The following is a 22,496-nucleotide window of genomic DNA, read 5'->3' as shown; positions in this document are numbered from 1 at the left end:
CCTGAAGGCCCAACCCCCCAAAACTGAACAGGAGTTAGTTCCATGGCAAAACGCATCAAGGAGCTGCGGGAAAAGCAGGCGCGCCTTGTCGAAGAAGCGCGCGAACGTCTCGACCAGATCACTAGCGAAACCGATGAAGCGCGGGCGAAGGAACTGGAAGAGCAGCACGACGCAGCGATGGCCGAGCACGACCGGCTGGAAAAACAGATCGAGCGCGAAGAGCGCCTGGCAGGCATCGAGAAGCGTCACGAAGAGCGCATGCAGCAGGATCGCGAACGGCGCCGGCCCGTGAACGACACTGAAGGGCGCGGCAGTGATGAACCGGGTGACGGTGTCACTTACCGCGAGGTCTTTGCGCAGATGGTCTGCGGTGTGTCGCCGGTCGACATGACGTCGGAGGAAAGGGCGACCCTGCAGCGCGGTGCTACGAATTTTGAACAGCGCATTCAGACCGGTGCAGCGCCTACTGGTGGCGGCTATACGGTCCCGACTGAGCTTGCGAATGAAATCATCCGCAGCATGGCGATGTGGGGGCCGATGTACGACGAAAACATCTGCACCGTGATGAACACGGCTTCGGGTAATCCGATCCCGATCCCGACCGTCAACGACACTGCCAACGAAGCTGCCGAACATACCGAGGGAGCGGATCTGACTGACGATGGCGGTGCAGATGTCGTGTTCGGGCAGAAAACATTGAACGCCTATTCCTATGACACCGAATTCATTCGCTGGTCGTGGGAGCTGGATATGGACTCCATTTTCAACATGGAAACCCTGCTTGGTTCGCTTCTGGGTGAGCGTCTCGGGCGCATTGCAAACCGCCGTTTGACGACCGGAACCGGCGCAGATGCACCGCATGGCGTTGCTACTGCTGCAACGGTCGGCAAAACCACGGCTGGCGCAAGCGCCATTACTTGGGACGAAATCATGGAACTGGAACACTCGGTCGATCCCGCTTATCGCGCATCACCGAAGTGCCGTTACATGTTCAATGACAACACTCTGCTCGCCTGTCGCAAACTGAAAGACGGTCAGGGGAACTACCTCTGGCAGAAAGGCAATGTGCAGGAGGGCACGCCCGCGCTCTTCAATAACAAGCCGTACTCGATCAACCAGCACATGGCGAGCATCGGTACCGGGAACCGTCCGATGGTGTTCGGCGACTTCGGCAAGTATTTCGTCCGCAAGGTCGGCAGCCCCGTGATCGGCGTCCTGCGCGAACGCTTCTGGCCGCAGCTTGGCATTGCCGGTTTGATCCGCTTCGACGGCGAGCTCGGCGATACCGACGCCATCAAGGCAATGGCGAACGCCTAATCCAGCCTGGTTCCGCTTTCTAAGGCGGGCGCCCTTTGGGCGCCCGCTCTGTGAGCAGAAGGAGGTATACGGAATGAAAATCACGATGAAAACGGGCATGGCAGGCAAAGACTTCGCCCTTGACCCCGGTGAAACAACTGAGCGCTTTTCGGATGCAGAAGCCAAGCGTTTGATTGCTGCTGGCATTGCCGAAAAGGCGACGAAAGGTGATGTGACTGTCGGATCGTTGAAGAAAGAATTGAGCGAAGTCACCGCCGAGCGAGACAAGCTGACGAAGACGGTTGAAGTTCTGCAGGACGATCTGCGTGCGACAAAGGATGCTTTGACCGCGCTTGAAGCGGCATTCGACGCGAAGGCAACAGAAGAGACTTCAGATCCCGCAGCACCCGAGGTTCGCGGCTAATGTGGTACGCGGCAACGGTGACAACTGCGCCGGCCGGCCTTGTCGTCGCCGTTGCTGATGTCAAGACGCGGCTGCGCGTTGACACCGCTGACGACGATGCCAGCATCCAGGGTCTCATTGAGGAAACCACGCAGGAAGCGGAAAGTTATTGCAATCTTTTCCTGCGCCGGCAGACGCTCGATATCGTCTGCGATTGCTGGGCCGACCTGGAACGTCTTCCGGTCGGACCTGTGCCGGCCGGTGGCATAAATTCAATCGACTATACCGATCCGGACGGCAGCGCCCAAACTGTTGCCGTCGAAGACTATGAGTTGCGCTTGATTGGCCTGAAAGGGCTTGAGGCGCAAATCAAGCCTGTCTACGGCCTTTCCTGGCCAAGCATCCAGACCGGTTCCCGCATTACAATCGGCCTCGATGCTGGCTATGACGCCTTACCGCTCGACGTGCGCCTGGCGATCTACGAGCGCATCGCGGAACGGTATGAAAACCGTGAGACGCGTGCGACGGGCAGTTTCAGCAGCTGGGATGCAATGCTGATCAATTACCGGCGCGGTATCTGATGGCCCGGTTTGCCAAACTCGACAAGCGGCTGCGCTTCGAAGTCCGTGCGGTGGCAGATGACGGACACGGAAACGAAGAGTCCGGAGACTGGACTGCGCAATTCACGGTTTGGGTGAAGGTGCGCGAGCTGCGCGGTGGCGAAAGCGTGATCGCTGATCGCCTGTCCGGCAAGACACCCGCAATCCTGACCGTGAGGGATAGCAGCGAAACGCGTCAGATTATTCCGGAGTGGCGGGCGGTCGACGTCAATTCCGGCGCTGTCTGGAACGTGCGGGAAGATCCGCGCGAGGCAGATAACGCGGGATATCTGGATTTCCTGGCGGAAAAGGGCGTCGTGACCTGATGACGGCAAAGATGCAGGGGCGCGCTGAACTGCAGCACAAACTCGCGCGGATGCGCAAAGCGGCGAGGGAAGTTGCGCCGCAGGCCGTCGTCAAGCAGGCAGAACGCCTTGCGGCAGTCCAAAGGACACTTGCTCCTGAAGATGATGGCGACCTGATCAAAAGCATTGTCGTCACCAAGCCAGGCGAAGCGACGCCAGCCTATAGCCAGCCTGGCGGTGCGCGGGTCGCCGGCGAGACAGAAGCGCTGGTAACGGCGGGTAATTCCGAAGTGCGATACGCGCACTTGGTCGAATACGATACAGCGCCGCACATCAACGAAGGCCGTTTCGCTGGTTCGCAGCACCCCGGCACGACCGCGCAGCCGTTCTTTTATCCTGCTTATCGGCTGTTACGGCGCAGCATCAAAACTCAAATATCGCGGACGCTTAACAAGGCGATCCGAGGTGTTGCCAAGGGTGGACGCGGATGAGCGCTGAAGCTGAATTGCAGAAACTTCTGGTGGACACGATCAAAGGCAACGCGGGTGTGATGGCGATTGCCGGTGGATGCTATGACCGTCCACCGAAAGACCCGTTCAAGGGAAAATCGGCTTACGTCACGCTCGGTTCATTTGAGCAGCTGGAAGATGACTCAGACTGCATTTCCGGCTTTGAATTTACCCAGACGCTGAACGTGTGGTCGAAGGCAGTCGGCGGTGTCGAATGCAAGAACCTGGCAAGCCTTCTGCGCAGACTCCTGCACCGGGCGGACCTGTCGCTTACTACCGACGCCCTGGTGCAGCTTACCGTCGAGCGTGTCGTGACGGGTAAGGCCCGCGATGGGATCACGCATCAAAGCGTCATGACGCTAAGCGGCCAGATCGAAGAAGTCGTCTGAAACCCCAAAACCCTGATTTCCAAGTGGCCGCAATCGTGCGGCCTTTTTCACATGGAGAAATGCGATGGCTGCGCCAGTCACTGAAAAATTCGAAGAACTTGTCCTGGAAGTGGAATTCGATCCGGACGGTTCGCCGGGTACCTATTCCAAGATCTGCGGCATGGTCGACGCGACCGTAACGCGCACCGCGAATATCGACACCGCCGAAGTTCCGGCGGACTGCGACGACGAAAGCCTGCCATTGCAGACTGAGCGTGCGGTGCGGAACCTTGATGTTTCCATTTCGGCTAGCGGTGTATGGGCGCGCGGCAGCAACGGCAAGCTGCTGGATTGGCTTTATTCGGGGCAGCCGCTGAACGTTCGTGTAACCAACGCACAGGCTGCGAGCGGCGACACTGAAATCGAAAGCGGCCCGGCGCTGCTGTCCCAGCTGAACAATTCACGCACCAAGGGTCAGAAGGTCAGCGCCGAAATCGAAATTCAGTTTGACGGCACGCCCGCGCGGACTGCGGCCGCCTGATGCGTGGCGTTTCTCTGACCTGGGCGGGCGGTCATCACCGCTTTGTCCTGGACATCGATCAGTTGCGGGCGTTGCAGCAGTATTGCGACGCCGGCCCGAATTGGGTGCTGCACAGGCTGACCAACGGGCAGTGGCTCGTTGACGACGTGGTGCAGCCGATCCGGCTTGGACTTGAGGGCGGCGGCCTGGCCGCGGAAGAGGCTGAAAAGCTGGTTCGGCTGCACGTAAAAACGCCGCTTGCGCCCTTTGTACTGCCGGCGCGTGTCATCGTCGCCGCGGCTGTCTATGGCGGCGACGATGACACGGACGACGCGCCGGGGGAGCAGATGGCCCCGAAAGCGGACGGGGCGGACTTCCAAGAGGGAAAGTGAAGTGGTCTGACGTCTACCAATGGGCCGGTATTCTCGGTCAGCCGGTGGGCTCCATGACGCTTTTTGAATTCCGCTGCGCCGTCGACGGATACCGGCGCGCCAATGGCGTCGCAGACAGCGTGCCAATCAGTGACAAGCGACTTTCCGAAATGGGCATTGAGGGATTTTAGGTGGCTGACGACCTTCAGAGACTGATTGTCTCCCTGGAAGCACGGATCAATCAGTACGAGCGGAATATGGCTCGGGCTGAACGAAACTCTGACCGGCGCCTCGGTAACATCGAGCGCCGGTTCCAGCGCGCTAACAAGAACATTTCCGCTAGCCTGTCACGCTTTGTCGGCCCGGCTGCTGCTGGACTGGTGAGCGCTGCGACGCTGCGCAGCCTGACGCAGTTGGCAGATGCCAGCACTCGGGTGCAGAACGCCCTGAAGGTGACCGGCGCTGAGGGGGAAAAACTTCGCCAGGTTTATGACGGGCTTTTCGCGAGTGCGCAGCGCAACGCAGCCCCGCTCGAATCCCTGGTAGAGCTTTATTCCCGTGCATCGCTGGTGCAGGGCGAATTGAAAGTCAGCACCGAAGAGCTGCTGAAGTTCACGGACAACGTTGCCCTGGCTCTGAGGGCTCAAGGTGGATCGGCCGAGTCCGCGCGCGGTGCCTTGCTGCAGCTTAGCCAGGCGTTGGGGTCCGGCATCGTTCGCGCCGAGGAATTCAACTCCTTGCTGGAAGGGGCGCCGGCAATCACCCAGGCGGTTGCGGCGGGGCTGGAAGAGGCGGGCGGGTCGGTTGCCAAGCTTCGCAGCCTGGTCGTTGATGGCAAGGTTTCCTCGCAGGCCTTTTTCCGGGCCTTCGAAGCGGGTGCGCAGATCCTGGAAGATCGGGTTGCCAGTGCCGAATTGACGGTCAGTCAGGGTTTCGTGCGTCTGCAGAATGTCCTGATTGATACGGTCGGAAAACTCGACGATTCGACAGGAGCGTCCAACAAGGCGGGGGCCGCGCTCGGGCGGATGGCTACGGCTGTGGAAGGGCTCGGCGACTTCCTCGCGCGTGCGGCAGATGGCCCGTTGGGTGACTTCATTGCCGGCATTGCCGAGGCTGATCGGCTCGCAAAGTCATTTCTTGAAAAGCTGGCCAAGATCTCCCTCAATGATGAGGCCTTCAGTGCCATCGGCAATTTCCTTGCCCCTGCGGAGCTTTCCGAAACCGACAAACTGCTGCAAGAGCGGATCGACCTGATCGAAAAGCTTGAAACGATGCAGCTGACGCCCAATGCCAAAAAGCTTGGGTTTGCGGACACGTTGGCTGCAGAGCGGGATGAAGTTCAAAGGCGCATTGAGGAAATCAATAGTCTTGTCTCGTCAGGTCCAAAAACACGGCCCGTCGTCGGCCCTCGTAACAGTTCTTCCGCTGCGCCAGTACCAGGGTCGAAGCCGTCGAAAGCAGTTTCGCCCGTTTCGCTCGGCGACTACCCGATCGATCCAACAGGTGGCGCAAAAGGGTCCCGTGCTCGGGCCGATGCCTACGCGCGCGAGGTCGAGCAACTGAAGGCGCGGACTGACGCGCTTAATTCAGAAACGCAGATCCTTGGACGTATGGGGCCGCTGCAGACCGACTATGGGTTTGCCATCGAGAAGGCCCGTGCGGCGCGCGAGCTACTGACCGCGGCCGAACAGCAGGGTTTGGAGGTGACGCCGCAGCTTCAGACGCAAATTGACCAGCTGGCAACCGGCTATGCGAATGCGCATGTAGAGGCGCAGCGACTGGCCGAAGGGCAGCAGAGCGCCCAGCAGATGGTGCAGGAGTTTGCCAGTTCCGGTCAGTCAGCATTGAAAGGCTTTATCAGCGATCTCCGAAGCGGCACCGATGGCGCAGACGCTCTCGCAAATGCATTGTCACGCGTTGGGGATCGGTTGCTTGATCTGGCCCTGAACCAAGGCTTTTCGCTACTCGGCGGTGGCCTAGGTGGCGGGGTGGGGCGCGGGGGTTTGCTTGGCGGTGCAATCATCCCCGGCATTCTCCATTCCGGGGGCATGGCTGGCCGTGACGGGTACGGCCATGGCCGGGCCTTCTCGTCATCCCTCTGGAAGAATGCGCCGCGCTACCACGGGGGAACGGATGGTGCCGGGCTCAAACCTGATGAGGTGCCGGCAGTTCTGCTGCGAGGTGAGAGGGTTATTCCGCGCGGCGCCCAGGCTTCCGGCGCAAGTGTCAGCGTCCAGCAATATTTCACGATCAGTGGAACTGTTTCGGATCGTGATGTTCAGCGAATGATGCAGCAAAACAAGGGAGAAACGATCGCAGCGGTAAAGTCTGCTCTTCCTTCCTGGCAGTCGCGCCGCCAATCGGATGGGGCTCTGGCATGACCACATTTTATGAATGGCCCTGCGCGATCCTCCCGGTTGACGTAATCCTGTGGTCGGGCGGTGCCTTTGAACAAGGCCGGATCTCTTTTGCTGAGCTGGACAATACCTACCGCGTTCCCGGTGGGCGTCTGATGGCAAAGGCCAGTTTTGCGGGCGTCCCAAAGTCGAAAGTCAACTGGTACCAGTGGCTGTGCGGTGTTCTGAAAGGCAACATTTTCCGGCTGCCGCTGGATACCAGCGGGCAGGTATCAACGTCTGCAGCAATGAAGGCGGCGGCGGCGAGTTATCCGACTGGTATTCCCTTTTCCAACGATCAGCCATTTTCGACCGGCTATGGTTTTCGATTTCAGCCGACTGCTGATGTCGTCTCTACGGTCCTGGAAGGTGAAACTACGGTCACGTTAGATCTGGTTCGCTGGCCTGGTGTTCTGACACACGGCAAGCTGTTTGGCCTTGGTTACGGTGTCTATCAGGTTCATGAAATCGAGTACGACGACACGGTCGCGACCATAACGTTTGATCCGCCAGCGCGCCGCGACATCCTTGCCGGTGAACTGGCGGAACTGCGGCCGACGTTGTTTTGCAAGGCGGTAAACCCAGACGCGTTCATTGCCGAAGTGAGGCGGGGGCAACTGGCGTCGCCTGGTTCGTTGACATTCCGCGAGGTCGTCGATGCAAACCTATTATGACGCGATCGACGCGCAGCTGGATGTGACGGCCGGTGGGGATCGGCAGATACAGACGGCGGACGCGGTCTATTTCGATATTCTGGATACGCCGGTCAGGCTGTGGGCCGGTATCGGGTCGATGATCACGCCAGACGGTCAGCGCTGGCACGGTTTCATGGGGGCAGATGAAAACGGCGAGGTGCAGAGCCTCTTTCACATCGAACCCTTGGGGGATGTGCGCGACGGTGCGGCGCCTCTTTATGAAATGTCGCTGCACTTCCTGGATGAGGCGACGTTTCTGGAACTGCGCGACATGGCGGCGGCCAAGGTGAAGGGGCGGGACGTGCTCTTTTATTCCGTCCTGCTGCCCAAGAACGGTACCCGTGCGTTGACGCCGCCGGGGGATGCGCACCGCCTGCGCATGCTGGACACGCGCTTTTCTGTCAGCCGGCCGATGGGGCAGGGCGGCGAAACCCAGATCCAGCGCACGATTACCGTCCTGGCGAAGAACCTGAACCAAGGCCGTTCCCTGACGCACTTCGGCGTGATGTCCGACACCGTCCAGCGAGCGCGGTCCAAGCAGCTGTTCGACATCGACGACGACGATTACTGCCAGTTCACCGGCAAGTACGCCAACGGCTACACCATTCAGATCTTCTGACCGGCCAACCGGATCTTTTCACATGAACCAACTGGAAATTGCGATTTCCGCCACGCTGCAAAGCTGGCGGCAAGACCCTTTTACGTGGGAAGACGCAAACTGCGGCAAGCGGCTTGGCGACTATGCCCGCCGTCTGACGGGCTTTGATCCGGCTGCCCATTGGCGCGGCTTTCGCTGTGGTGCCGAGCGCACGCTTGAAGAGGTTCATGCGCAGGGTGGTATGCTCGCCGTGCTCGATACCGCATTGACGCGTGCAGGTTGGAAGCGTGTCCAGGCGCCGGCACGTGGCGACATCATCCTGGCCGACGTTCGGGGCCATGAGGCAAGCGGGCTCTACCTCGGCGATGGCAAGGCAGCCTACAGCCTGGAAAGCGGCGTTCTGACCACTGGCGGCGGTACCGTGCTTGCATCCTGGCGGTGGCCGCTATGAAGCGTCTTCGCGTTCTGCTGCTGGCTTCTACTTTCTTCGTGACAGCGCCGATCGATGCGCACGCGATGCCGCCGGTGGTGGCATTCGTCGCGGGTGCTGGTGCTGCCCTGTTTGGCGGTGCGCCGCTGGTGCTTGGCGGCATTGCGGCGACAACGTCGGCCTATGCGGCTGGGGCTTTTGTCGTCCAGGCGGCGCTTGGCGTGCTTGGCTCCACGCTGGGTGCGGTGCTGTTGAATGCGGCAGTCGGGTTGGCGCTGAATTCTTTCGTCAAGCAGCCAGGCGTTCCCGACATCCCGCGCCCGAAGCCGCAGGAGCTTCAGTCGAATTTCACGCTGTCCGACCAGCCGCGGTTTGTCCTGTGGGGACCGAACCGGGTCGGCGGTGGCATAAGCTTTGGCGAGGCTAAGGGTGGCAAGCTCTATAAACAACCGGCGCATGGCGACAGTGAAGCGACCAGCGAAATCGGCCTCTGGCTGAATGACATTCCGGTATCCCTGGACGGCAACAGCTATGTCGTCCAGGAAGAATTTGTCTTCCACGGCACGAAGTATATTCGCATCTTCAGACGGCCAGGAACCGCCACGCAGGCAGCGCAATCCCAACTGACCAGTGTCTTTCCGGAATGGACGTCCGGCCACGTCGGGGCCGGTGTCGCCGACAGCCTGATGATCATCAATGCGGTCAACCAGGAGGCGCGACAGTACATCTACAAGCACCGGGGCGTGTTCGGTCTGGGTGAGCCGGATCTGACCCGCGCTGCCTATTGGGGGCGTGCGCACGACCCGCGCGTGCCGTCGTCAGATGCTGAAGACCCTTCGACCTGGCCTGCGTCCAACGGCAACCCTGCCTTGATCTGGGCGGCGCACCGAATGGATATCGAGCGCTTTGCGAACTCGGCGGCAGAAATCAATTGGGACAGCGTCGCGACGGCGGCGGATGTCTGCGACGTTGCGATTGTTGACCGCTACGGCGTCTCGGCGCCGCAATATCGATGCGGCATCGCGATCAACAAGCGCGAAGAAAAGAACATCGATGCCGAAAACCGCATTCTATCGAGTTTCGACGGGATGCGGTTCGAAGATAGCGACGGGCGCATAGGTATCATTGCCGGGACCTATTACGAACCTGACGTGACGCTGACAGACGATGATCTTATCGAGGTTGCCAGCGCCGAGGCTGACGACGGCGAAAGCACCTTCACGCATTTCTATGCCGAGTACACCGAACCCGGATACGGCTGGAAGGGTCAGACGTCGGCCGAATACGTGCATCCGGACTGGCAGGAAGGCGATCGGGTAAAGTCGACGTCTGTGTCGCTCTTCCCGGTCTATCTTCACAGGCAGGCAGTGCAACTCGTCAAAGTTGCCGCGAGCAGGCAAAACGAAAAGCGGCGCTTGGCTGTCATCGCAGGCCTGCGTGCCCGACGCCTGAAGGAAAGGCGCACGGTGCGCATCGTCTCGGCGATCGATCCGGGCATCAACGGCGTCTATGAGGTTGCCGGCTTCAAGCGTGAACAAGGCCAGCTGTTTTCGTCGCTTGCCCTGATCAAGATCGGGTCTGATTGGTGGACGCTTGGCGCAGGAGAAGAGGGCGAGCGGCCGAACCTGAATGTTGCCGTCGAAAATGACAATTCGCTGACGAATATCAGTTCCGGCAACATGTCCATTCAGGCAGCCAGCATCGCGGTGAGTGGCGGCAATGCTGCGGCCCGGTTTGTGGCCGCCTTTCCGGCACCGAGTCGGGCAGACCGGTTGGTGCAGATCCAGTACCGGAAAAAAACGACCAGCACGTGGGAGGAAATGTCCGTTCGTGCTGAAGACGGCGCGGCGGCTTCCGACGTCGTCTCCGATGGGGACACGTACGAATTCCGGTGGCGGGTGTGGTCCATCGGTGGCGACGTTTCCAGCTGGTCGAGCATTGTTGAAAGGGTCGCGGTTGCCGATCAGACCTCGCCGGGAACGTTGCAGGCGTTTTCCGTCAGTTCCCCGTCAGCGGGAAAGGTCGATGTCGATTTTACCTCTCCGGACAGCAGCAACTATTTCGCGACCCGGATTTACCGTGCCGGGTATGCGCCCGGATACAGCGGGCCTTACGACTTCGGCGATGCCTCGCAGGTCCGCGACGAGCCTGGTTTCAAAGATACCGCAGACTCCTGGCAAGACAGCGGACTTGCAACGGGTCACTACGCCTATTGGGCAGAGCCGCTGAACGGTTCCGGCGGTGCGGGCACGCGTAGCGGCCCTCAAACTGTCGACGTCGCCTGACGCCACTCAACACCTCAAAACTCAGCCTAGAACGCAGGAGCGCCGATAATGGTTGCATCTCCCAAGGCTGCCTATAAAGGCAGCCCGGTCAGTGATACGCACAAGCCGCGGCCGAACGACATCATTGCGCTTTGGAACTTCGTTCTGACGTCTGCAGCCGCTGGCGGGCGTGCTGTAAACAGCTTGCCTGCGCTGGAAGCGCTTTCGCCAACTCAGGATGGGGCAGGCGGTCTGATCTGGGCATCAGGCGACCCGGCTGTCGATGGCATCTATTCGTGGGATCTGGGGACGACGACTTGGACGCGTCTTGGCGCGCTGCCGATCGCGTTTTCCGCTCTTGAGAATATCGGCGGTACGGCGAATGCCATCACCGCTGACGTTGCCGCCTATGTGTCGCCTGGTGAATTGAAATGGGCCGTTTTCACACCTCTGTACACAAACACCCTTGGTGGCGGGGAGGTGATTGACCTTGGAAACGGGAATGAGCCGCTTGCGAACGGCTCTGGTGGCGATTTGGCACCCGGAGATCTGGTCGGAGGGGTGACGACCCAGATTTTCAAAGATGATAGTGGCGCCTGGCGTCAGATGGTCAGTTCCAGGCCTGGTGCGACGATGGACTTTCAAGGCACCTGGAACAGCGGAACGGCATACACACAGGCGCAGTTCGTCACAAAATCCAACGTCCTTTATTACCTGGATGCTGCAAGTTCCACGAATGAAGACCCGGCAAGTGGTTCGCCCTGGCTTTCTGTCGTGGACTTCAGCACGATTTTGAGCGCGGGCTCTGTCACGCCTGACAAAATGTCAGACGATGATTTCGGCGCTGACATCAAAATGACTGTCTGGACCAGTGGTCAGCTTCGCACGCTTAAGCAGCGCGCGACTGATACCTATTGCATCCTGGATGCTCCAGGTTCTCCTGACCCGACCGGCACGAACGATAGCGCTACGGCGCTGAAGGCGATGATTGCGGAAGGCATCCAGTGCGAACTGACCAAGGGTGATTTCGTCACAACAGAGCCGCTTCTTTTGAAGAATACGAGCCAGAGAATTGTCGGTCAGGGGATGGGTTACGGCTACGGGCGGCCTGACTATTTTGCTCGGCACTTCGAGCCTGTGTCGCGGATCATCGGGGCGGGCACATTCGCCAAGCGCGTTCTGACAAGGAGAAAGTACCGGGCGAGCGGAAGCGACCCGACCGATGATGCTATGTCAGCGATCATCGAAGTGCACGCCGATGGCGTCTCCCTTGAGGATTTTTGCGTTTGGCTCAACTGTGACTACACAGATCTCTCGCACACAAATCTGGGAGACGATATCGATATCGGTGTTTTCCGCGCCGGTCGACCGGGCTTCAAGACGCGTAATCTTGCGATCATCGGCCATTTCCGCAAAACAAAACTTCTCCACGATTACACGCGCGCTCTGAACCTTCCCGAACTTCTTGATCCGGATGGTGCGGCTCTGCCGGCCGGCGTTTCTGGTGAAACTTTTGCGGGCGGTGACGGTTGGAACCACCACAATATTCTGATGTGGGGTTGGGGGTCCGGGTTCACGGAATATGGCCCAATTCATCCTGGTGGAAGTTACTACGACGAGGCGACCGGAGCGGTAACGGACGAAAGGGGGGCGTCTGGTGACAGTGATGGAAGGTTCACCGGCAGGGGGGCAATCTACGTTGCGCACCAAAGTGGCAGACGGTTGGTTGATCCGACCGGATATGGATCTGCGCTGACGCGAGCCAACATGGAGGCCGAGCCTGACTTTTTCCCTGCGGGTATCGATATCGACGGTTGGGCGGGGAACTCAGGATCAACCGTTTCCGGCAGGGGGCAGGTCAGAAACATGATTTTTGACACGATGCGTGTGTCATCGTCATCTGCCTTTCGTGTCCGCATCCGCGATGCTGAACAAATTGTCTTTTCACCTATCGCCTGGTTCGAGACCGGCGATTGGCCGTCTACCGCCTCTTCCTGGAAGGATTCGTCGGGCTCAGACATCAACCTGAATGACTATGTGAATATCACCTACGGTCATATCGCGACAGACAGCACTAAGACGCTCGGTCACATACAGGCAGATCAGGTTGTCGGTGGCATCTTCCAGACATGGGTCAGCCGGAACACGAAATTTACCGGATCTGGCGGCAACGGTGTCGCACTAGAATATGGTGCTGACGGTGGTGGCGTGACAATTGCTGATGACACTGTCGTTTCAATTGTTCCGCCATTCAAGGGGGGGTGGATGCGCGTATCTTACTCACCTTACAGCAGCCCTATTTTTGGTTCGTCGGCATTGTTTTACTACGATGTAGGCAGTTCGTTGAATTTCGATGCTCTCCATGTTGGGGCTAACGTCACGCTTGGAACGGGTGATCTGACTAACGGAACATCGGACGGCACAGATGGAAACTTAAACATTTCTGTTCGTCCCGGTGTCATCAAATTGAAGAACAGAAGCGGTTCAAGCGGCTTCTGGACTTGGCGTTGGCTTTAATAAAGCCATGCGTATCAATGGTAAAAGCGGACAGACCTAGTTGAATGCGGTGGTGTTTGCTTAGGTAATCAATAATCCCGCTGTGAAACGTCGCGAAGACATTGGCAGCCGTCCATAACGCGACCAGGCCCGCCCGCTCTCCGAGCGGGTTTTTTCTTATCCAGACAACCGGCGCGAATGCTGGAAAAGGTGAACCATGCCTCGATTGATTTCGGACTGGCGCAGCGTTGTTGCGTCTTCTCTCAGCTTTTGGATGCAGATTGCCGGTCTGCTGGTGTTGATCCTGCCTGAGCTTTGGTACGCTTGGACCGGGCAGGACTATGACCCGGTCCTTGCCTGGTGGCTCGGGGTGTTGCTGTTGGTTGCCGGTGTTGTCGGCCGGATCTGGCGACAGGGGCTTTCCTGGTGGCGGGAATGGCTGCGTGTGATCGGTGTTCTGCTGGTCGTTGTGCTTCTGGCCTTGCTGGCAACCCGTGCCGCCGAGGCTGAGCCGGTCAGTGAAATTGAAATGCTGCGCGTCGCGGTGCCGTTCATTGCGAAGGAAGAGGGAAAGAGTAACGAAGCCTATCTCGATGTCGTGAAGGTTCCGACGATCTGTTACGGCTCGACCCGTGGCGTTTCGCTCGGCATGAAAATGACCGACGCCGAATGTCTGCAGCTGCTGCGTGAAGAGGTGGCGGAGTACAGGCGCGGGCTTCATGAATATTTCAACCTGACAACCAAGTATCAGCGGCTGACGCCTGCGCGGGATGCGGCCTATACCTCAACCGCTTTCAACTGCGGGATTCGTGCGATCGGTCGCAGCACCGCAACACGCAGGCTAAACGCGGGTGACATACGCGGCGGCTGCGAGGCTTTGACCTGGTGGAACAAGGCTGGCGGAAGGGTGCTTCGCGGCCTGGTCAACCGGCGCGCACGCGAGCGTGCGCTTTGCTTGCAGGGGCTGTAATGCTCGGCTTCCTGTCAGACATCTGGGGCGCTGTCACGGGCTTCGCGCAGGTTGCGGTTGCCGGCGGTGTGCTGGGGCTCGCCTTCGTGTCCTATGGCGCCCGCTTTCACCCGGCAGTACCGGCACCGGCGCGCGAACTGCTGGTACTCGGTTTCGGTGCTTGCCTCGCCGTCGCCGGGTTTCTCGGTTCCGGCATTTATCACGATCGATCGGCGGAACTTGAACAAGCGCAGCGTGACCTTGAACGCTGGCAAAAAGTGGCGGCGGAACAGGCGGCGCAGCGCGAGCGCTATCAGGGCGTCGCTCGGCGCCAGATGCAATTGGCGCAGGATCGCGCCTTCGCTCTTCAGAATATGCAGGAGATTGTCGATGATTATGAAGACGCCCTGGCATCGGGCGGCGCTGGCAGTTGTGCTGCTGACGACGCTTACAGCCGGGCGATGCGATCCATCCGGATCACTGGACCTGAAACAGCCGAAACTGCCGGACCCTGAAACGGACCTGCAGACGCCTTGCCGTGATCCGGGAACGACCGGAGACAAGGGGCGCGACGCAATCCGGCACCGGCTTGCTCTGGCGGACTGTGAAGCCAGGCGCCGCGGCTGGTCAGACTTTTATCGAGACGTTCAACAGGCGCATGGGGGTGCACCGTGATGGGGGAGACTGTTTCTCTCGATACCATTTTTCAGGAAATGGGAAGGATACGCGAGCAGGTAGAAAGCAATCGCAAGGAATCTTCCGAAGGCCGGCGCCGTACCTACGATGCAATACGGGACGTCAAAACCCAGATAACCGATGTCTCCATAAAGCAAGACGAGCAAGGTCGTCGGCTCGGTTCCGTTGAAGAGCGTCTTGAAAAGCACGACGCGACGGTGACCAAGGTTCAGACGCTGACAATCAAGGCCGAAACGGCGGGCTGGATCGGGCAGCGTTTATTGTCGGTCGGGGGATGGGTCCTCGCTGCGGCAGTTCTTGTTGTCACCAACTGGGAAAAACTGCTTTCAGCCGTCAAGGCTCTGGGAAAGTAGCCTGGTTTCAGTCGGTTGATAAGGCCGGGCCGTCAGGTTCCGGCCTTTCGTGTTTAATGGGGTCAAGATGGTGAGTTTTAAACTTGCGGCAATCTTGTTGGGTTTCGTTTCTCTTGCAGCTGCATACGCTGCGGGTCGCAGACAGAACCGCTCTTTGTACATCTTCGCACTCGCTGGCATGACGATAAGTTTCATGTTGGTACGATTTATCTCACCTGGAAGCTAGGAGCCGAGGCAGATGATTAAACCACCGACGGACGGGCAAAAGATTTTGATGCATTTGGCTAAGCAGGCGCTCAAGTCTGGTTTCGAAAACGCCTGGATTAGCCGTCAAGATCTACTTCGCGGTGACATCATTCCACAGACTGTCGGCGCTAAGCTTTTGTGTGCTGCGCTAACGCTCCCGGATGGTGTTCTGGAGTGGTCGAAAGATCAAAGTGCATTTCGCGTGTCAGCGGCTTCGGTTCGCGCATTGAATGGTGAAAAGCATCCGCGCCGATCCATGTCTGGCGTGCCGATGATCGCTAATACGTAATCACTGGGGATCTTCTTTCTTTGTCAGCCCGTACCAGGTCACCGGGCTGCTGGCCTGCTTGAAGTTGGGGCGTGTCTCGACCCATTTGTTTCCGCACCTGGCGCACCGGAACCGTCGGCGCTTTGGCAGATCGGCGATCACTTCCCGATTGTCGAACGCGTCCAGATCCAAAACAGTCATGTTTGCGCAGCGCAGACAGTGCACTTGTACGCCGTTGCAAAGCTCGCGGGCTTCGGAAATCGTTATTGGTTTGATGTTTGCCTTTGGGTGCTGCCTCGCCATCCTGTCGATAGTGAGCCTCCGCAATAAGCCTTCTAAAGTAAAATGTACCGCTGCTTCTATGTGTCAGTGTTTGGTGGTGATGGGTTGCCGGAGGTTTGACCTTTAGGTTGGGCTTTAAGGAAATTATAGTAAACAATGCGCTGAGGCTGTGCTTGCCTCATATTAAAATTAACTTCCTTTGCCACACCGAAAACGTCCTTTATTCTGATTTTGATTTTCAGGTCTCTTAGATATTTTTCGACTTCCGAGCGGCGCATAAAAACATTCAGGTGGCCTCTCAATGCTGCGCCTGGGAGGACAGGTTGTTGTGTCTTCTCTGGCAACTCATCAGCACCGAGCAGTTTAAATTCGAGGCCGTCGCTCGACCACTCAATGAATTCAATGTGCTCAAGCTGTGTCTTAACTCGTGTACCGTCGTCTCTATATGCAGCTGACGCCCATTCCATAACGGCGGATGGTGCACGTCCTCGATTTACCAATTGAAGGAAGAATACAAACAACGTCTCATCTCTTCCTCGAGGGCCATCGCTTGTGGCAACTTGAATCACTTCTAGGTGCAGGTCTGGTTTGTTGTCCTTGAGCGTTTCTATCTCCGCTTTAAGAGCATGCTCCCTACTCTCAACCTTACATGCTTCGGCTTTTGCTTCCTGCCATATGTTGTATGGCGCAAGTATCAAGCCAATCACAACCATTGCTAAAAAGACGGCAACAAAAACAACGAACGGCGCCCAAATCATGGCCGCCTCCCATTGATTTTGGTGCGCGACGATCCCAAAAAATAAGGCAAAGCCACCGCTGATTTTTTCAGCGTGCCAGAAGCGCCCGCTGAAGGCTCTTTTCGTAACTTCGAAGTAGAATCTACCAATCCCCATGGGCGGCATATTGCACTAACAATCATCGATTGTGGATTCATTTTAAGCCGTCTCCGCGATGGCGTTAAAAGCTAGGTTTCTTTGCTAAATGGGGCCGGCTAATTGTGTCAGGTCCAGCGGCTTGCCGTCCCTAAATTCGGGCGGTGTGTCGCGCGGATCATGGCGGGTGGATGTGCAGCCGGCAGTCAGCACAGAAGAGCCGATTGCTGCCGCGACCAGTGCACGGCGCAGGAACAGACCAAAAACCCGCGTGTCAAAAACGTGCCAGAATACCCGTGCAATCCTGCTTTGTTCTGCAGTTTGTTGCAGTTTGAGTAAAACGGGTGTTTCTGATTTCTTGTTATATATCAGATGGTTGATGGTGGGCGATACTGGGATTGAACCAGTGACCCCTCCCGTGTGAAGGGAGTGCTCTCCCGCTGAGCTAATCGCCCATGCCTTGGCGGCTGGTGGCGCGTATCTAGGGCAAATCAACAGCTTGCGCAACACCCTTTTTCTGGAGCCGACGTCTGTTGCTGGGACTCATCGGTTCTAGCTAATTGCCTTTTTGTGTTGATGCCACGCAAAGAGGTGACCCGCTCTCCCGGGCGAAGATGTTTGTCGTCTGACCGGCAATGTCTGGAATATCGGGGTGCCGTAATGTGGGGCGGCTGCCAGTCGGCGTGGTCTTCCGTCTGGTGAGGTTTTGACCGAGCGGGCGGATCCTGAAGGCTGTCGTATCGCGTGACAGATTATGTCAGGAGCCGTTATCAGTCTTCGCGAAAAGGCCGTATTTAAAGCGGACGATCGTTTCCACTGACTGTTTTTTGGAGTGTTTTTAAATGATTGCACGCGTTTCTTCTCTCGCGCTCGTGGGGCTTTTCCTGCCTGCCGGGGCGTTTGGCGCCGACAATGGGCCCATTACCAGCATCACGCTGTCTTCGGGTGGTCTCGCCGAAGTGGTTCGCAAGGCGGATATTGACAGCAGCGGCCTGATCAACATGACGGTCCCGCTCGAACAGGTGAACGATGTGCTGAAGAGCATTGTCGTGTTCGATGAGGCAGGCGTTGTCGAGGGCATTACTCTTCCCGGCCCGAACCCGCTGGCGGAAACCTTCAAGAACCTGCCGTTCACCGTTGAGGACCTGCAGTCGCCCGCACGCCTTCTGGCAAAACTGCAAGGAACCCGAGTGCGTCTGGAAAAGGCCGGGTCTACGGTCGAGGGGCTCGTTCTCGGCGTGTCGGCGCAGGATGACGGCGACAGGGGGCAGTCCTTTGTCATTTCGGTTCTCAGTGATGGTCGCATCACCGGTGTGGGCCTGTCCGCAGATACCGAAGTCACGTTTCTCGATGAAGACATTCAGCAGAAGGTTGCCAAGGCCTTGTCTGCCGTTGGCAACGGCAAGTCGGACGGCGCGCGAACCGTTGCCTTGAAAGTGGCAGGCGAGGGCGAACGCGAGGTCGCGGTTTCCTACGTCGTGCCGGCGCCCATCTGGAAGACGGCTTACCGCGTCGTGACGATGGCCGATGACAAGGCCCGGCTGCAAGCCTGGGCCGTGCTTGAAAACGCCAGTGGCGAAGACTGGGACGATGTCAGGATAACGCTGTCCTCCGGCGCTCCGGTAACGCTGAAACAGCGGCTCCACGATCTTTACTGGAAGCAACGGCAGGAAGTGCCGGTGGATGTGTCCAGCGGCTATGTGCCTCCTGTCGACATGGGGGCGGAACCGCAGTTCGAGGTTGCCGAGAGCGAGGCCCGCATGCCGGGCGCGGCGCGTTCCAGCTTCATTGGCTCGGCGGTTGCGCCGGAAATGGTTCTCAACATGGCCGCCGCCAATGTCGGCGAGGTGAGCGAAGGCGCGGTCACCGCTTCCTTTACAATTCCTTGGCCTGTCGACCTTGAAAGCGGTGAAACTCTGTCAGCGCCGATTGTCGACAAGGTCGTGTCAGCCGAAACGGTTTCCGTATTCCAGCCGGAAAGCGGCCTGCAGCATCCCATTGCTGCAATCCTGATCAAGAACGAGACCGAAACCAGCCTGCCGCAGGGCATCCTGACGGTTTATGACGAAAAGGAAGGATATGTCGGCGACGCGCAGATCAGCGGCATGCCCTCGGGCGAAAGCCGCATGGCAAGCTTTGCGACCGACAAGAAGGTCAGGATTGCACAGTCAACATCTGCCGACAGCCAGATCGTATCGATCAAGGTCAATGACGGGGTTCTGAACGCGACGGTGCGCGAGCGATCGTCGACGCAATACGCGATCAAGGGAGCCCCGGACGGCGACCGCACGATCGTCATCGAGCATGCCAAACGTTCCGGATGGCAGTTTTCCTCCGAACAGGAACTGGACAGCACCGCAACGCACCACCGTTTGAAGGTGGAAGTGCCTGCAGGAACAACGGAAACGGTTTCCGCCCTTCAGGAGCGGACCTTGTCGGAGACCTATTCGCTGATCTCCACCGATGCGAACCAGCTGCTTTATCTCTCCAGGCGCTCGCCGGACAAGGAAACCGCTGCAAAGCTGAAGGAACTGTCGGAGCTGCAGAACGAGATCGCCCAGATCGAGCGCCAGATCCAGCGCTTGCGGCTTGAAAAGGATGAGGAGAGCCGGGACCAGGAACGCCACCGGGCCAACCTGGCGGCTCTTGAGCCGGGTGCCGATCTCTACAAGCGTGCCGCCCGCAAGCTGGAGGAAAGCGAAACCCGGATCGAGGATGTTGATACGGAAATCGCCGCACTATCCGTGCGACGGGAAGAAATCCGTGAAACCCTGGGCGATGCCATCAGGACGTTCTGATGTCTGACAGAACTTGCCTCAGGACTTGAGCGAAGCGACGGCACCAGCCAGTTCGTCGAAGTGCGAGATGACCCGGTCCGGGGAAAGGTCCCGGACCGGCACGACCGTGTATCCGAAATCGACCGCGATGACCGGAATGCCGGCGTTACGGGCGGCATCGATGTCGGTGCCACTGTCTCCGATCATGATGGAGCCGCCGATTTCTCCACCCGCCCGGTGGATGGCACCATGCACGGGTTCGGCATGCGGCTTTGCCACGGAAAACGTATCGCCGCCGACGACGGCGTCGAAATGCCTGGCGAGATCGAGTGTAGCCAACAGCGGATGCGTCAGCCGCTCGGCCTTGTTGGTGCAGACCGCCAGTTTCCATCCGTCTTTTCGGAAGTTTTCCAGCGCCGCGACAACGCCGTCGAACGGTTTGGTGTGAACCGCGATATTGGCGGCATAATGCTCCAGAAAATGCACATAGAGCGGCGCCACGGTTTCATCGGTCCAGGAAATGCCATTGAATTCCAGACCGCGCTGGATCAGCACCTTTGCACCCAGGCCGACCATGTTGGCGACGTTGTCCTGGGGAATGGCCGAATGCCCTGCTGAGGTCATGACGACGTTCAAGGTGGCGACGAGATCTTCCATGGACGACACCAGCGTGCCATCCAGATCGAAAACCAGAACGGACATGAGACCCTCTGAAATGCAGGAGCGGGACGGCAAGAACGCATCCATGCTGAAAGGCATGATTGCGGGCAGGTAAACCGGCCCCGGAATGTGGGAAAGGCCTGCATTCACCCGAACGCAGGCCACCTTCAATGCCTAGCCGCATAGCCGCTCCGCCGCAAGTGGGGATCGGTTCCGCCGGTTTGTTCTAGAGTTTGTAAGCGGTCCGGAAACCACCCCAGTGACGGCCCTGAACGATGATCGGCGCGTCGATTTCCTTCATCCAGACGATATTGCCGCCGCCCATGTCCCGGGCATAGGACTGGATCAGGAAGGGGCGCGTGTTGCGCGCCGCGCTGAGGCCGGCCCGGTCATCGAAGATGCGCTTGTTGCGGCAGTTGGCCGTGTTCCAGGCCACATCATCCGGTTTTTGCGGTTTCGAGTAGATCAGATTGTGTACCGGCAGATAGCCGTTGCGATCGACCGAGGCGCAAAAGGCCATACCCTTGCATTTGCCGAGGATTTCTTCCTGGATCGTTGGCAGGATCTTTTCCAGATGAGCCAACGCGCGCGTCGACACTTGCGGCGGGTTGGTACCGGCTATGTGCTGGTAATTGGTATCGAACAGGTCATCCATGGTCAGCTGGCGCTGCGCGATGAGATCTTCCATCGCGTTGGAAATGCGTGAAGCCCCGGTTTGCACGCGTTCCACTTCGGCAGCGTGGCTTTCATGAATGGATGCGATCTTGCGCTCCAGGGCCACCTGGAACCCGGCATCCTTGTTGACGAAGCAACCATGGCAACCATGTTCGGAAACGGCGACGACGCGCACATCCACCTGGCCGATCCCGGCGAGATCAAGACGGGCATTCGTGCCTTGTTTCAGGTTGGAGCCAGCTTCGGGCCGGAACAGCGTGCCGCCTTCCGAAATGTCGTGGGTCTCGATCTGTGCGGATGTTCCGCCAGCCGTCACCGAACCGGAAATCTTGATCGGCAATCGGTCGTGCTGACGACGATCGCCGATTTCGGTCTGCCGGATCATCATGGTGAAGCGGGACTGCAGCGCCTTGGAAGCCGTGCTCATTTCCGCACCGGTTTCGCGCGCCAGCATGCCACCTTCTTCAGCCGCCGCCGCAGACTCCGTAATCGTCTGCGCGGTGCGCAGCACTTCCTGAACGAAGTCCGCCGTCTGCTGCGCCTGGTCACCGATCCGGTTCGTTGTCTCAACCTGGGTCTGAACCGCATCTTCGACCGCGGCAAAGCTGGGCCGTATCCTGCCGATAACATCGATGATCTGGTTGACCGAGCCGAGGCTGAGTTCCGCTGACTGGTTGAGGCGGTCGATGTTGGCGACGATCTGTTCCGTTGCCGACTGGGTTTCCACCGACAGCGCCTTCACCTCGCTCGCGACAACGGAAAAGCCACGGCCGGCTTCACCTGCGCGGGCAGCCTCGATAGTGGCGTTCAGGGCCAGCAGGTTGGTTTGCTTGGCAATGTCCGAAATCAGGCTGACGACATTGGCAATGTCATCGATCGCGTTCTTGAGCTCCAGAACACCCTGGTTGACCTGGGCTGCGACGTCTCGCGCCTCTTGCGCCAACTGGTTGGACACACCGACCTGCTGTCCGATTTCGCTGCTGGAGGTGGTGAGATCCTGAATGGACGTGGCCAGTCCTGAAGCGTTCTCGTTGGCAACGGCCGATTGGTCCGCAAGCGACTGACTGTCGCTGCGGATGGTCTCCAGCTTGTCCATCTGACTGACGAGCCGGTCCTGCACCTTCTCGGCCGCGGCGTTGATGGTCTTGGCCGCGACTTGCAGATCGTCTTCCAGGCTGTCCAGTACGAAGCTCATCTGGCTGGCCGCCAGCTGCGCTTCCGGCAGGTTTCCGGAAGTATTGTCAGTTTCCTCAGGGGCAGGTATCTTGTTGTTTAAATTATTGTATTCGTCTTTCTGCCTTGGTCTAAGTCGAAGAATGTTCATTTGATTCTGTGCTTTCCAAACCCTAGACAATTGAAAGCATTATCTATTGTTGGTCTGAAATGATGGTTAATAAACCGCGGATATGGGCGCTATGGCGGTGTTTCCCCGTTGAAGAGGGGGAATGTCACTGGACCGGCGGACGCC

Annotated in this window: 24 protein-coding genes and 1 tRNA gene; 20 read left to right on the top strand and 5 right to left on the bottom strand. The window is 58.5% G+C overall.

Going from position 1 to position 22,496, the window contains the following annotated elements:
* The first annotated feature begins 42 nt into the window (after positions 1-42).
* The 19 genes from FIV03_RS23540 to FIV03_RS23455 all read left to right on the top strand — a co-directional run bounded on the left by FIV03_RS23540 (position 43) and on the right by FIV03_RS23455 (position 15,783).
* Positions 43-1,317 (top strand): phage major capsid protein, encoded by a 1,275-nt coding sequence (locus FIV03_RS23540; RefSeq protein ID WP_152511180.1) that lies wholly within the window; start codon positions 43-45, stop codon positions 1,315-1,317.
* A 73-nt stretch (positions 1,318-1,390) separates the two neighbouring features.
* Positions 1,391-1,720, top strand: a complete 330-nt coding sequence (locus FIV03_RS23535; RefSeq protein ID WP_152511179.1) for a hypothetical protein — start codon at positions 1,391-1,393, stop codon at positions 1,718-1,720.
* Between the two features lie 17 nt (positions 1,721-1,737).
* Positions 1,738-2,280: a head-tail connector protein gene (locus FIV03_RS23530; protein ID WP_173013923.1), complete on the top strand. Its 543-nt coding sequence runs from the start codon at positions 1,738-1,740 to the stop codon at positions 2,278-2,280.
* A complete protein-coding gene (locus FIV03_RS23525) occupies positions 2,280-2,624 on the top strand; it encodes a head-tail adaptor protein (protein ID WP_152511177.1) in 345 nt (114 codons plus the stop codon). The genes FIV03_RS23530 and FIV03_RS23525 overlap by 1 nt, the downstream gene beginning before the upstream one ends.
* A complete protein-coding gene (locus FIV03_RS23520; protein ID WP_286202226.1) occupies positions 2,624-3,094 on the top strand; it encodes an HK97 gp10 family phage protein in 471 nt (156 codons plus the stop codon). The genes FIV03_RS23525 and FIV03_RS23520 overlap by 1 nt, the downstream gene beginning before the upstream one ends.
* Positions 3,091-3,501: a DUF3168 domain-containing protein gene (locus tag FIV03_RS23515; RefSeq protein WP_152511176.1), complete on the top strand. Its 411-nt coding sequence runs from the start codon at positions 3,091-3,093 to the stop codon at positions 3,499-3,501. Before FIV03_RS23520 ends, FIV03_RS23515 begins: the two co-directional genes overlap by 4 nt.
* A gap of 64 nt (positions 3,502-3,565) precedes the next feature.
* Entirely contained in the window at positions 3,566-4,021 is a 456-nt protein-coding gene (locus tag FIV03_RS23510; RefSeq protein WP_152511175.1) for a phage tail tube protein, read from the top strand.
* Entirely contained in the window at positions 4,021-4,392 is a 372-nt protein-coding gene (locus FIV03_RS23505) for a gene transfer agent family protein (protein ID WP_152511174.1), read from the top strand. Before FIV03_RS23510 ends, FIV03_RS23505 begins: the two co-directional genes overlap by 1 nt.
* The gene (locus tag FIV03_RS31670) at positions 4,389-4,562 is read left to right on the top strand and encodes a hypothetical protein (RefSeq protein ID WP_173013922.1); all 174 of its coding nucleotides are present in this window, start codon (positions 4,389-4,391) and stop codon (positions 4,560-4,562) included. Before FIV03_RS23505 ends, FIV03_RS31670 begins: the two co-directional genes overlap by 4 nt.
* On the top strand, positions 4,563-6,752 hold the full coding sequence (locus FIV03_RS23500; RefSeq protein WP_152511173.1) for a tape measure protein: 2,190 nt from the start codon (positions 4,563-4,565) through the stop codon (positions 6,750-6,752).
* 131 nt (positions 6,753-6,883) lie between these two features.
* Positions 6,884-7,441: a hypothetical protein gene (locus FIV03_RS23495; protein WP_152511172.1), complete on the top strand. Its 558-nt coding sequence runs from the start codon at positions 6,884-6,886 to the stop codon at positions 7,439-7,441.
* Positions 7,425-8,081 (top strand): hypothetical protein, encoded by a 657-nt coding sequence (locus FIV03_RS23490; protein ID WP_152511171.1) that lies wholly within the window; start codon positions 7,425-7,427, stop codon positions 8,079-8,081. The genes FIV03_RS23495 and FIV03_RS23490 overlap by 17 nt, the downstream gene beginning before the upstream one ends.
* A 22-nt stretch (positions 8,082-8,103) precedes the next feature.
* On the top strand, positions 8,104-8,511 hold the full coding sequence (locus tag FIV03_RS23485; protein ID WP_152511170.1) for a hypothetical protein: 408 nt from the start codon (positions 8,104-8,106) through the stop codon (positions 8,509-8,511).
* Positions 8,508-10,775 carry a hypothetical protein gene (locus FIV03_RS23480; protein ID WP_152511169.1) on the top strand — a complete coding sequence of 756 codons (2,268 nt, stop codon included), beginning with the start codon at positions 8,508-8,510 and terminating at the stop codon, positions 10,773-10,775. The genes FIV03_RS23485 and FIV03_RS23480 overlap by 4 nt, the downstream gene beginning before the upstream one ends.
* 48 nt (positions 10,776-10,823) lie before the next feature.
* Positions 10,824-13,271 (top strand): hypothetical protein, encoded by a 2,448-nt coding sequence (locus FIV03_RS23475; RefSeq protein WP_152511168.1) that lies wholly within the window; start codon positions 10,824-10,826, stop codon positions 13,269-13,271.
* Between the two features lie 196 nt (positions 13,272-13,467).
* Entirely contained in the window at positions 13,468-14,220 is a 753-nt protein-coding gene (locus FIV03_RS23470) for a lysozyme (protein ID WP_152511167.1), read from the top strand.
* Positions 14,220-14,714 carry a hypothetical protein gene (locus tag FIV03_RS23465; protein ID WP_152511166.1) on the top strand — a complete coding sequence of 165 codons (495 nt, stop codon included), beginning with the start codon at positions 14,220-14,222 and terminating at the stop codon, positions 14,712-14,714. The genes FIV03_RS23470 and FIV03_RS23465 overlap by 1 nt, the downstream gene beginning before the upstream one ends.
* Before the next feature lie 159 nt (positions 14,715-14,873).
* On the top strand, positions 14,874-15,248 hold the full coding sequence (locus FIV03_RS23460) for a hypothetical protein (RefSeq protein WP_152511165.1): 375 nt from the start codon (positions 14,874-14,876) through the stop codon (positions 15,246-15,248).
* A gap of 238 nt (positions 15,249-15,486) precedes the next feature.
* On the top strand, positions 15,487-15,783 hold the full coding sequence (locus FIV03_RS23455; protein WP_152511164.1) for a hypothetical protein: 297 nt from the start codon (positions 15,487-15,489) through the stop codon (positions 15,781-15,783).
* Here FIV03_RS23455 and FIV03_RS23450 read toward each other — a convergent pair whose 3' ends face one another.
* The 3 genes from FIV03_RS23450 to FIV03_RS23440 all read right to left on the bottom strand — a co-directional run bounded on the left by FIV03_RS23450 (position 15,784) and on the right by FIV03_RS23440 (position 17,371).
* Complete coding sequence (locus tag FIV03_RS23450) at positions 15,784-15,963, bottom strand: hypothetical protein (RefSeq protein WP_152511163.1); 180 nt, start codon at positions 15,961-15,963, stop codon at positions 15,784-15,786.
* 158 nt (positions 15,964-16,121) lie between these two features.
* A complete protein-coding gene (locus FIV03_RS23445; RefSeq protein ID WP_152511162.1) occupies positions 16,122-16,937 on the bottom strand; it encodes a hypothetical protein in 816 nt (271 codons plus the stop codon).
* A gap of 359 nt (positions 16,938-17,296) precedes the next feature.
* Positions 17,297-17,371, bottom strand: a tRNA-Val gene (locus FIV03_RS23440).
* Positions 17,372-17,758: 387 nt separating this feature from the next.
* On the opposite strand from FIV03_RS23440, the gene FIV03_RS23435 reads away from it, so the two are divergent.
* Complete coding sequence (locus tag FIV03_RS23435) at positions 17,759-19,714, top strand: DUF4139 domain-containing protein (protein ID WP_152511161.1); 1,956 nt, start codon at positions 17,759-17,761, stop codon at positions 19,712-19,714.
* 18 nt (positions 19,715-19,732) lie between these two features.
* Here the strand turns inward: FIV03_RS23435 and FIV03_RS23430 are convergent, their stop codons facing one another.
* On the bottom strand, positions 19,733-20,395 hold the full coding sequence (locus FIV03_RS23430) for an HAD hydrolase-like protein (RefSeq protein WP_031270693.1): 663 nt from the start codon (positions 20,393-20,395) through the stop codon (positions 19,733-19,735).
* A gap of 184 nt (positions 20,396-20,579) precedes the next feature.
* A complete protein-coding gene (locus FIV03_RS23425; protein ID WP_209009769.1) occupies positions 20,580-22,223 on the bottom strand; it encodes a methyl-accepting chemotaxis protein in 1,644 nt (547 codons plus the stop codon).
* Between the last annotated feature and the right edge of the window lie 273 nt (positions 22,224-22,496).

The sequence above is a fragment of the Labrenzia sp. THAF187b genome (assembly GCF_009363375.1).
GTDB lineage: Bacteria > Pseudomonadota > Alphaproteobacteria > Rhizobiales > Stappiaceae > Roseibium > Roseibium algicola.
The sequence above is the reverse complement of the archived record's forward strand: the minus strand, read 5'-3'. Positions and strand labels throughout refer to the sequence as shown.

Bases quoted from the DNA above. Each gene is read 5' to 3' on its own strand.
- FIV03_RS23525 (WP_152511177.1), top strand. From the start codon at position 2,280: ATGGCCCGGTTTGCCAAACTCGACAAGCGGCTGCGCTTCGAAGTCCGT.
- FIV03_RS23425 (WP_209009769.1), bottom strand. From the start codon at position 22,223: ATGAGCTTCGTACTGGACAGCCTGGAAGACGATCTGCAAGTCGCGGCC.
- FIV03_RS23465 (WP_152511166.1), top strand. From the start codon at position 14,220: ATGCTCGGCTTCCTGTCAGACATCTGGGGCGCTGTCACGGGCTTCGCG.
- FIV03_RS23515 (WP_152511176.1), top strand. From the start codon at position 3,091: ATGAGCGCTGAAGCTGAATTGCAGAAACTTCTGGTGGACACGATCAAA.
- FIV03_RS23485 (WP_152511170.1), top strand. From the start codon at position 8,104: ATGAACCAACTGGAAATTGCGATTTCCGCCACGCTGCAAAGCTGGCGG.
- FIV03_RS23450 (WP_152511163.1), bottom strand. From the start codon at position 15,963: ATGACTGTTTTGGATCTGGACGCGTTCGACAATCGGGAAGTGATCGCC.
- FIV03_RS23540 (WP_152511180.1), top strand. From the start codon at position 43: ATGGCAAAACGCATCAAGGAGCTGCGGGAAAAGCAGGCGCGCCTTGTC.
- FIV03_RS23455 (WP_152511164.1), top strand. From the start codon at position 15,487: ATGATTAAACCACCGACGGACGGGCAAAAGATTTTGATGCATTTGGCT.
- FIV03_RS23495 (WP_152511172.1), top strand. From the start codon at position 6,884: ATGGCAAAGGCCAGTTTTGCGGGCGTCCCAAAGTCGAAAGTCAACTGG.
- FIV03_RS23480 (WP_152511169.1), top strand. From the start codon at position 8,508: ATGAAGCGTCTTCGCGTTCTGCTGCTGGCTTCTACTTTCTTCGTGACA.
- FIV03_RS23470 (WP_152511167.1), top strand. From the start codon at position 13,468: ATGCCTCGATTGATTTCGGACTGGCGCAGCGTTGTTGCGTCTTCTCTC.
- FIV03_RS23475 (WP_152511168.1), top strand. From the start codon at position 10,824: ATGGTTGCATCTCCCAAGGCTGCCTATAAAGGCAGCCCGGTCAGTGAT.
- FIV03_RS23430 (WP_031270693.1), bottom strand. From the start codon at position 20,395: ATGTCCGTTCTGGTTTTCGATCTGGATGGCACGCTGGTGTCGTCCATG.
- FIV03_RS23490 (WP_152511171.1), top strand. From the start codon at position 7,425: ATGCAAACCTATTATGACGCGATCGACGCGCAGCTGGATGTGACGGCC.
- FIV03_RS23510 (WP_152511175.1), top strand. From the start codon at position 3,566: ATGGCTGCGCCAGTCACTGAAAAATTCGAAGAACTTGTCCTGGAAGTG.
- FIV03_RS23460 (WP_152511165.1), top strand. From the start codon at position 14,874: ATGGGGGAGACTGTTTCTCTCGATACCATTTTTCAGGAAATGGGAAGG.
- FIV03_RS23505 (WP_152511174.1), top strand. From the start codon at position 4,021: ATGCGTGGCGTTTCTCTGACCTGGGCGGGCGGTCATCACCGCTTTGTC.
- FIV03_RS23435 (WP_152511161.1), top strand. From the start codon at position 17,759: ATGATTGCACGCGTTTCTTCTCTCGCGCTCGTGGGGCTTTTCCTGCCT.
- FIV03_RS23445 (WP_152511162.1), bottom strand. From the start codon at position 16,937: ATGGGGATTGGTAGATTCTACTTCGAAGTTACGAAAAGAGCCTTCAGC.
- FIV03_RS23520 (WP_286202226.1), top strand. From the start codon at position 2,624: ATGACGGCAAAGATGCAGGGGCGCGCTGAACTGCAGCACAAACTCGCG.
- FIV03_RS23535 (WP_152511179.1), top strand. From the start codon at position 1,391: ATGAAAATCACGATGAAAACGGGCATGGCAGGCAAAGACTTCGCCCTT.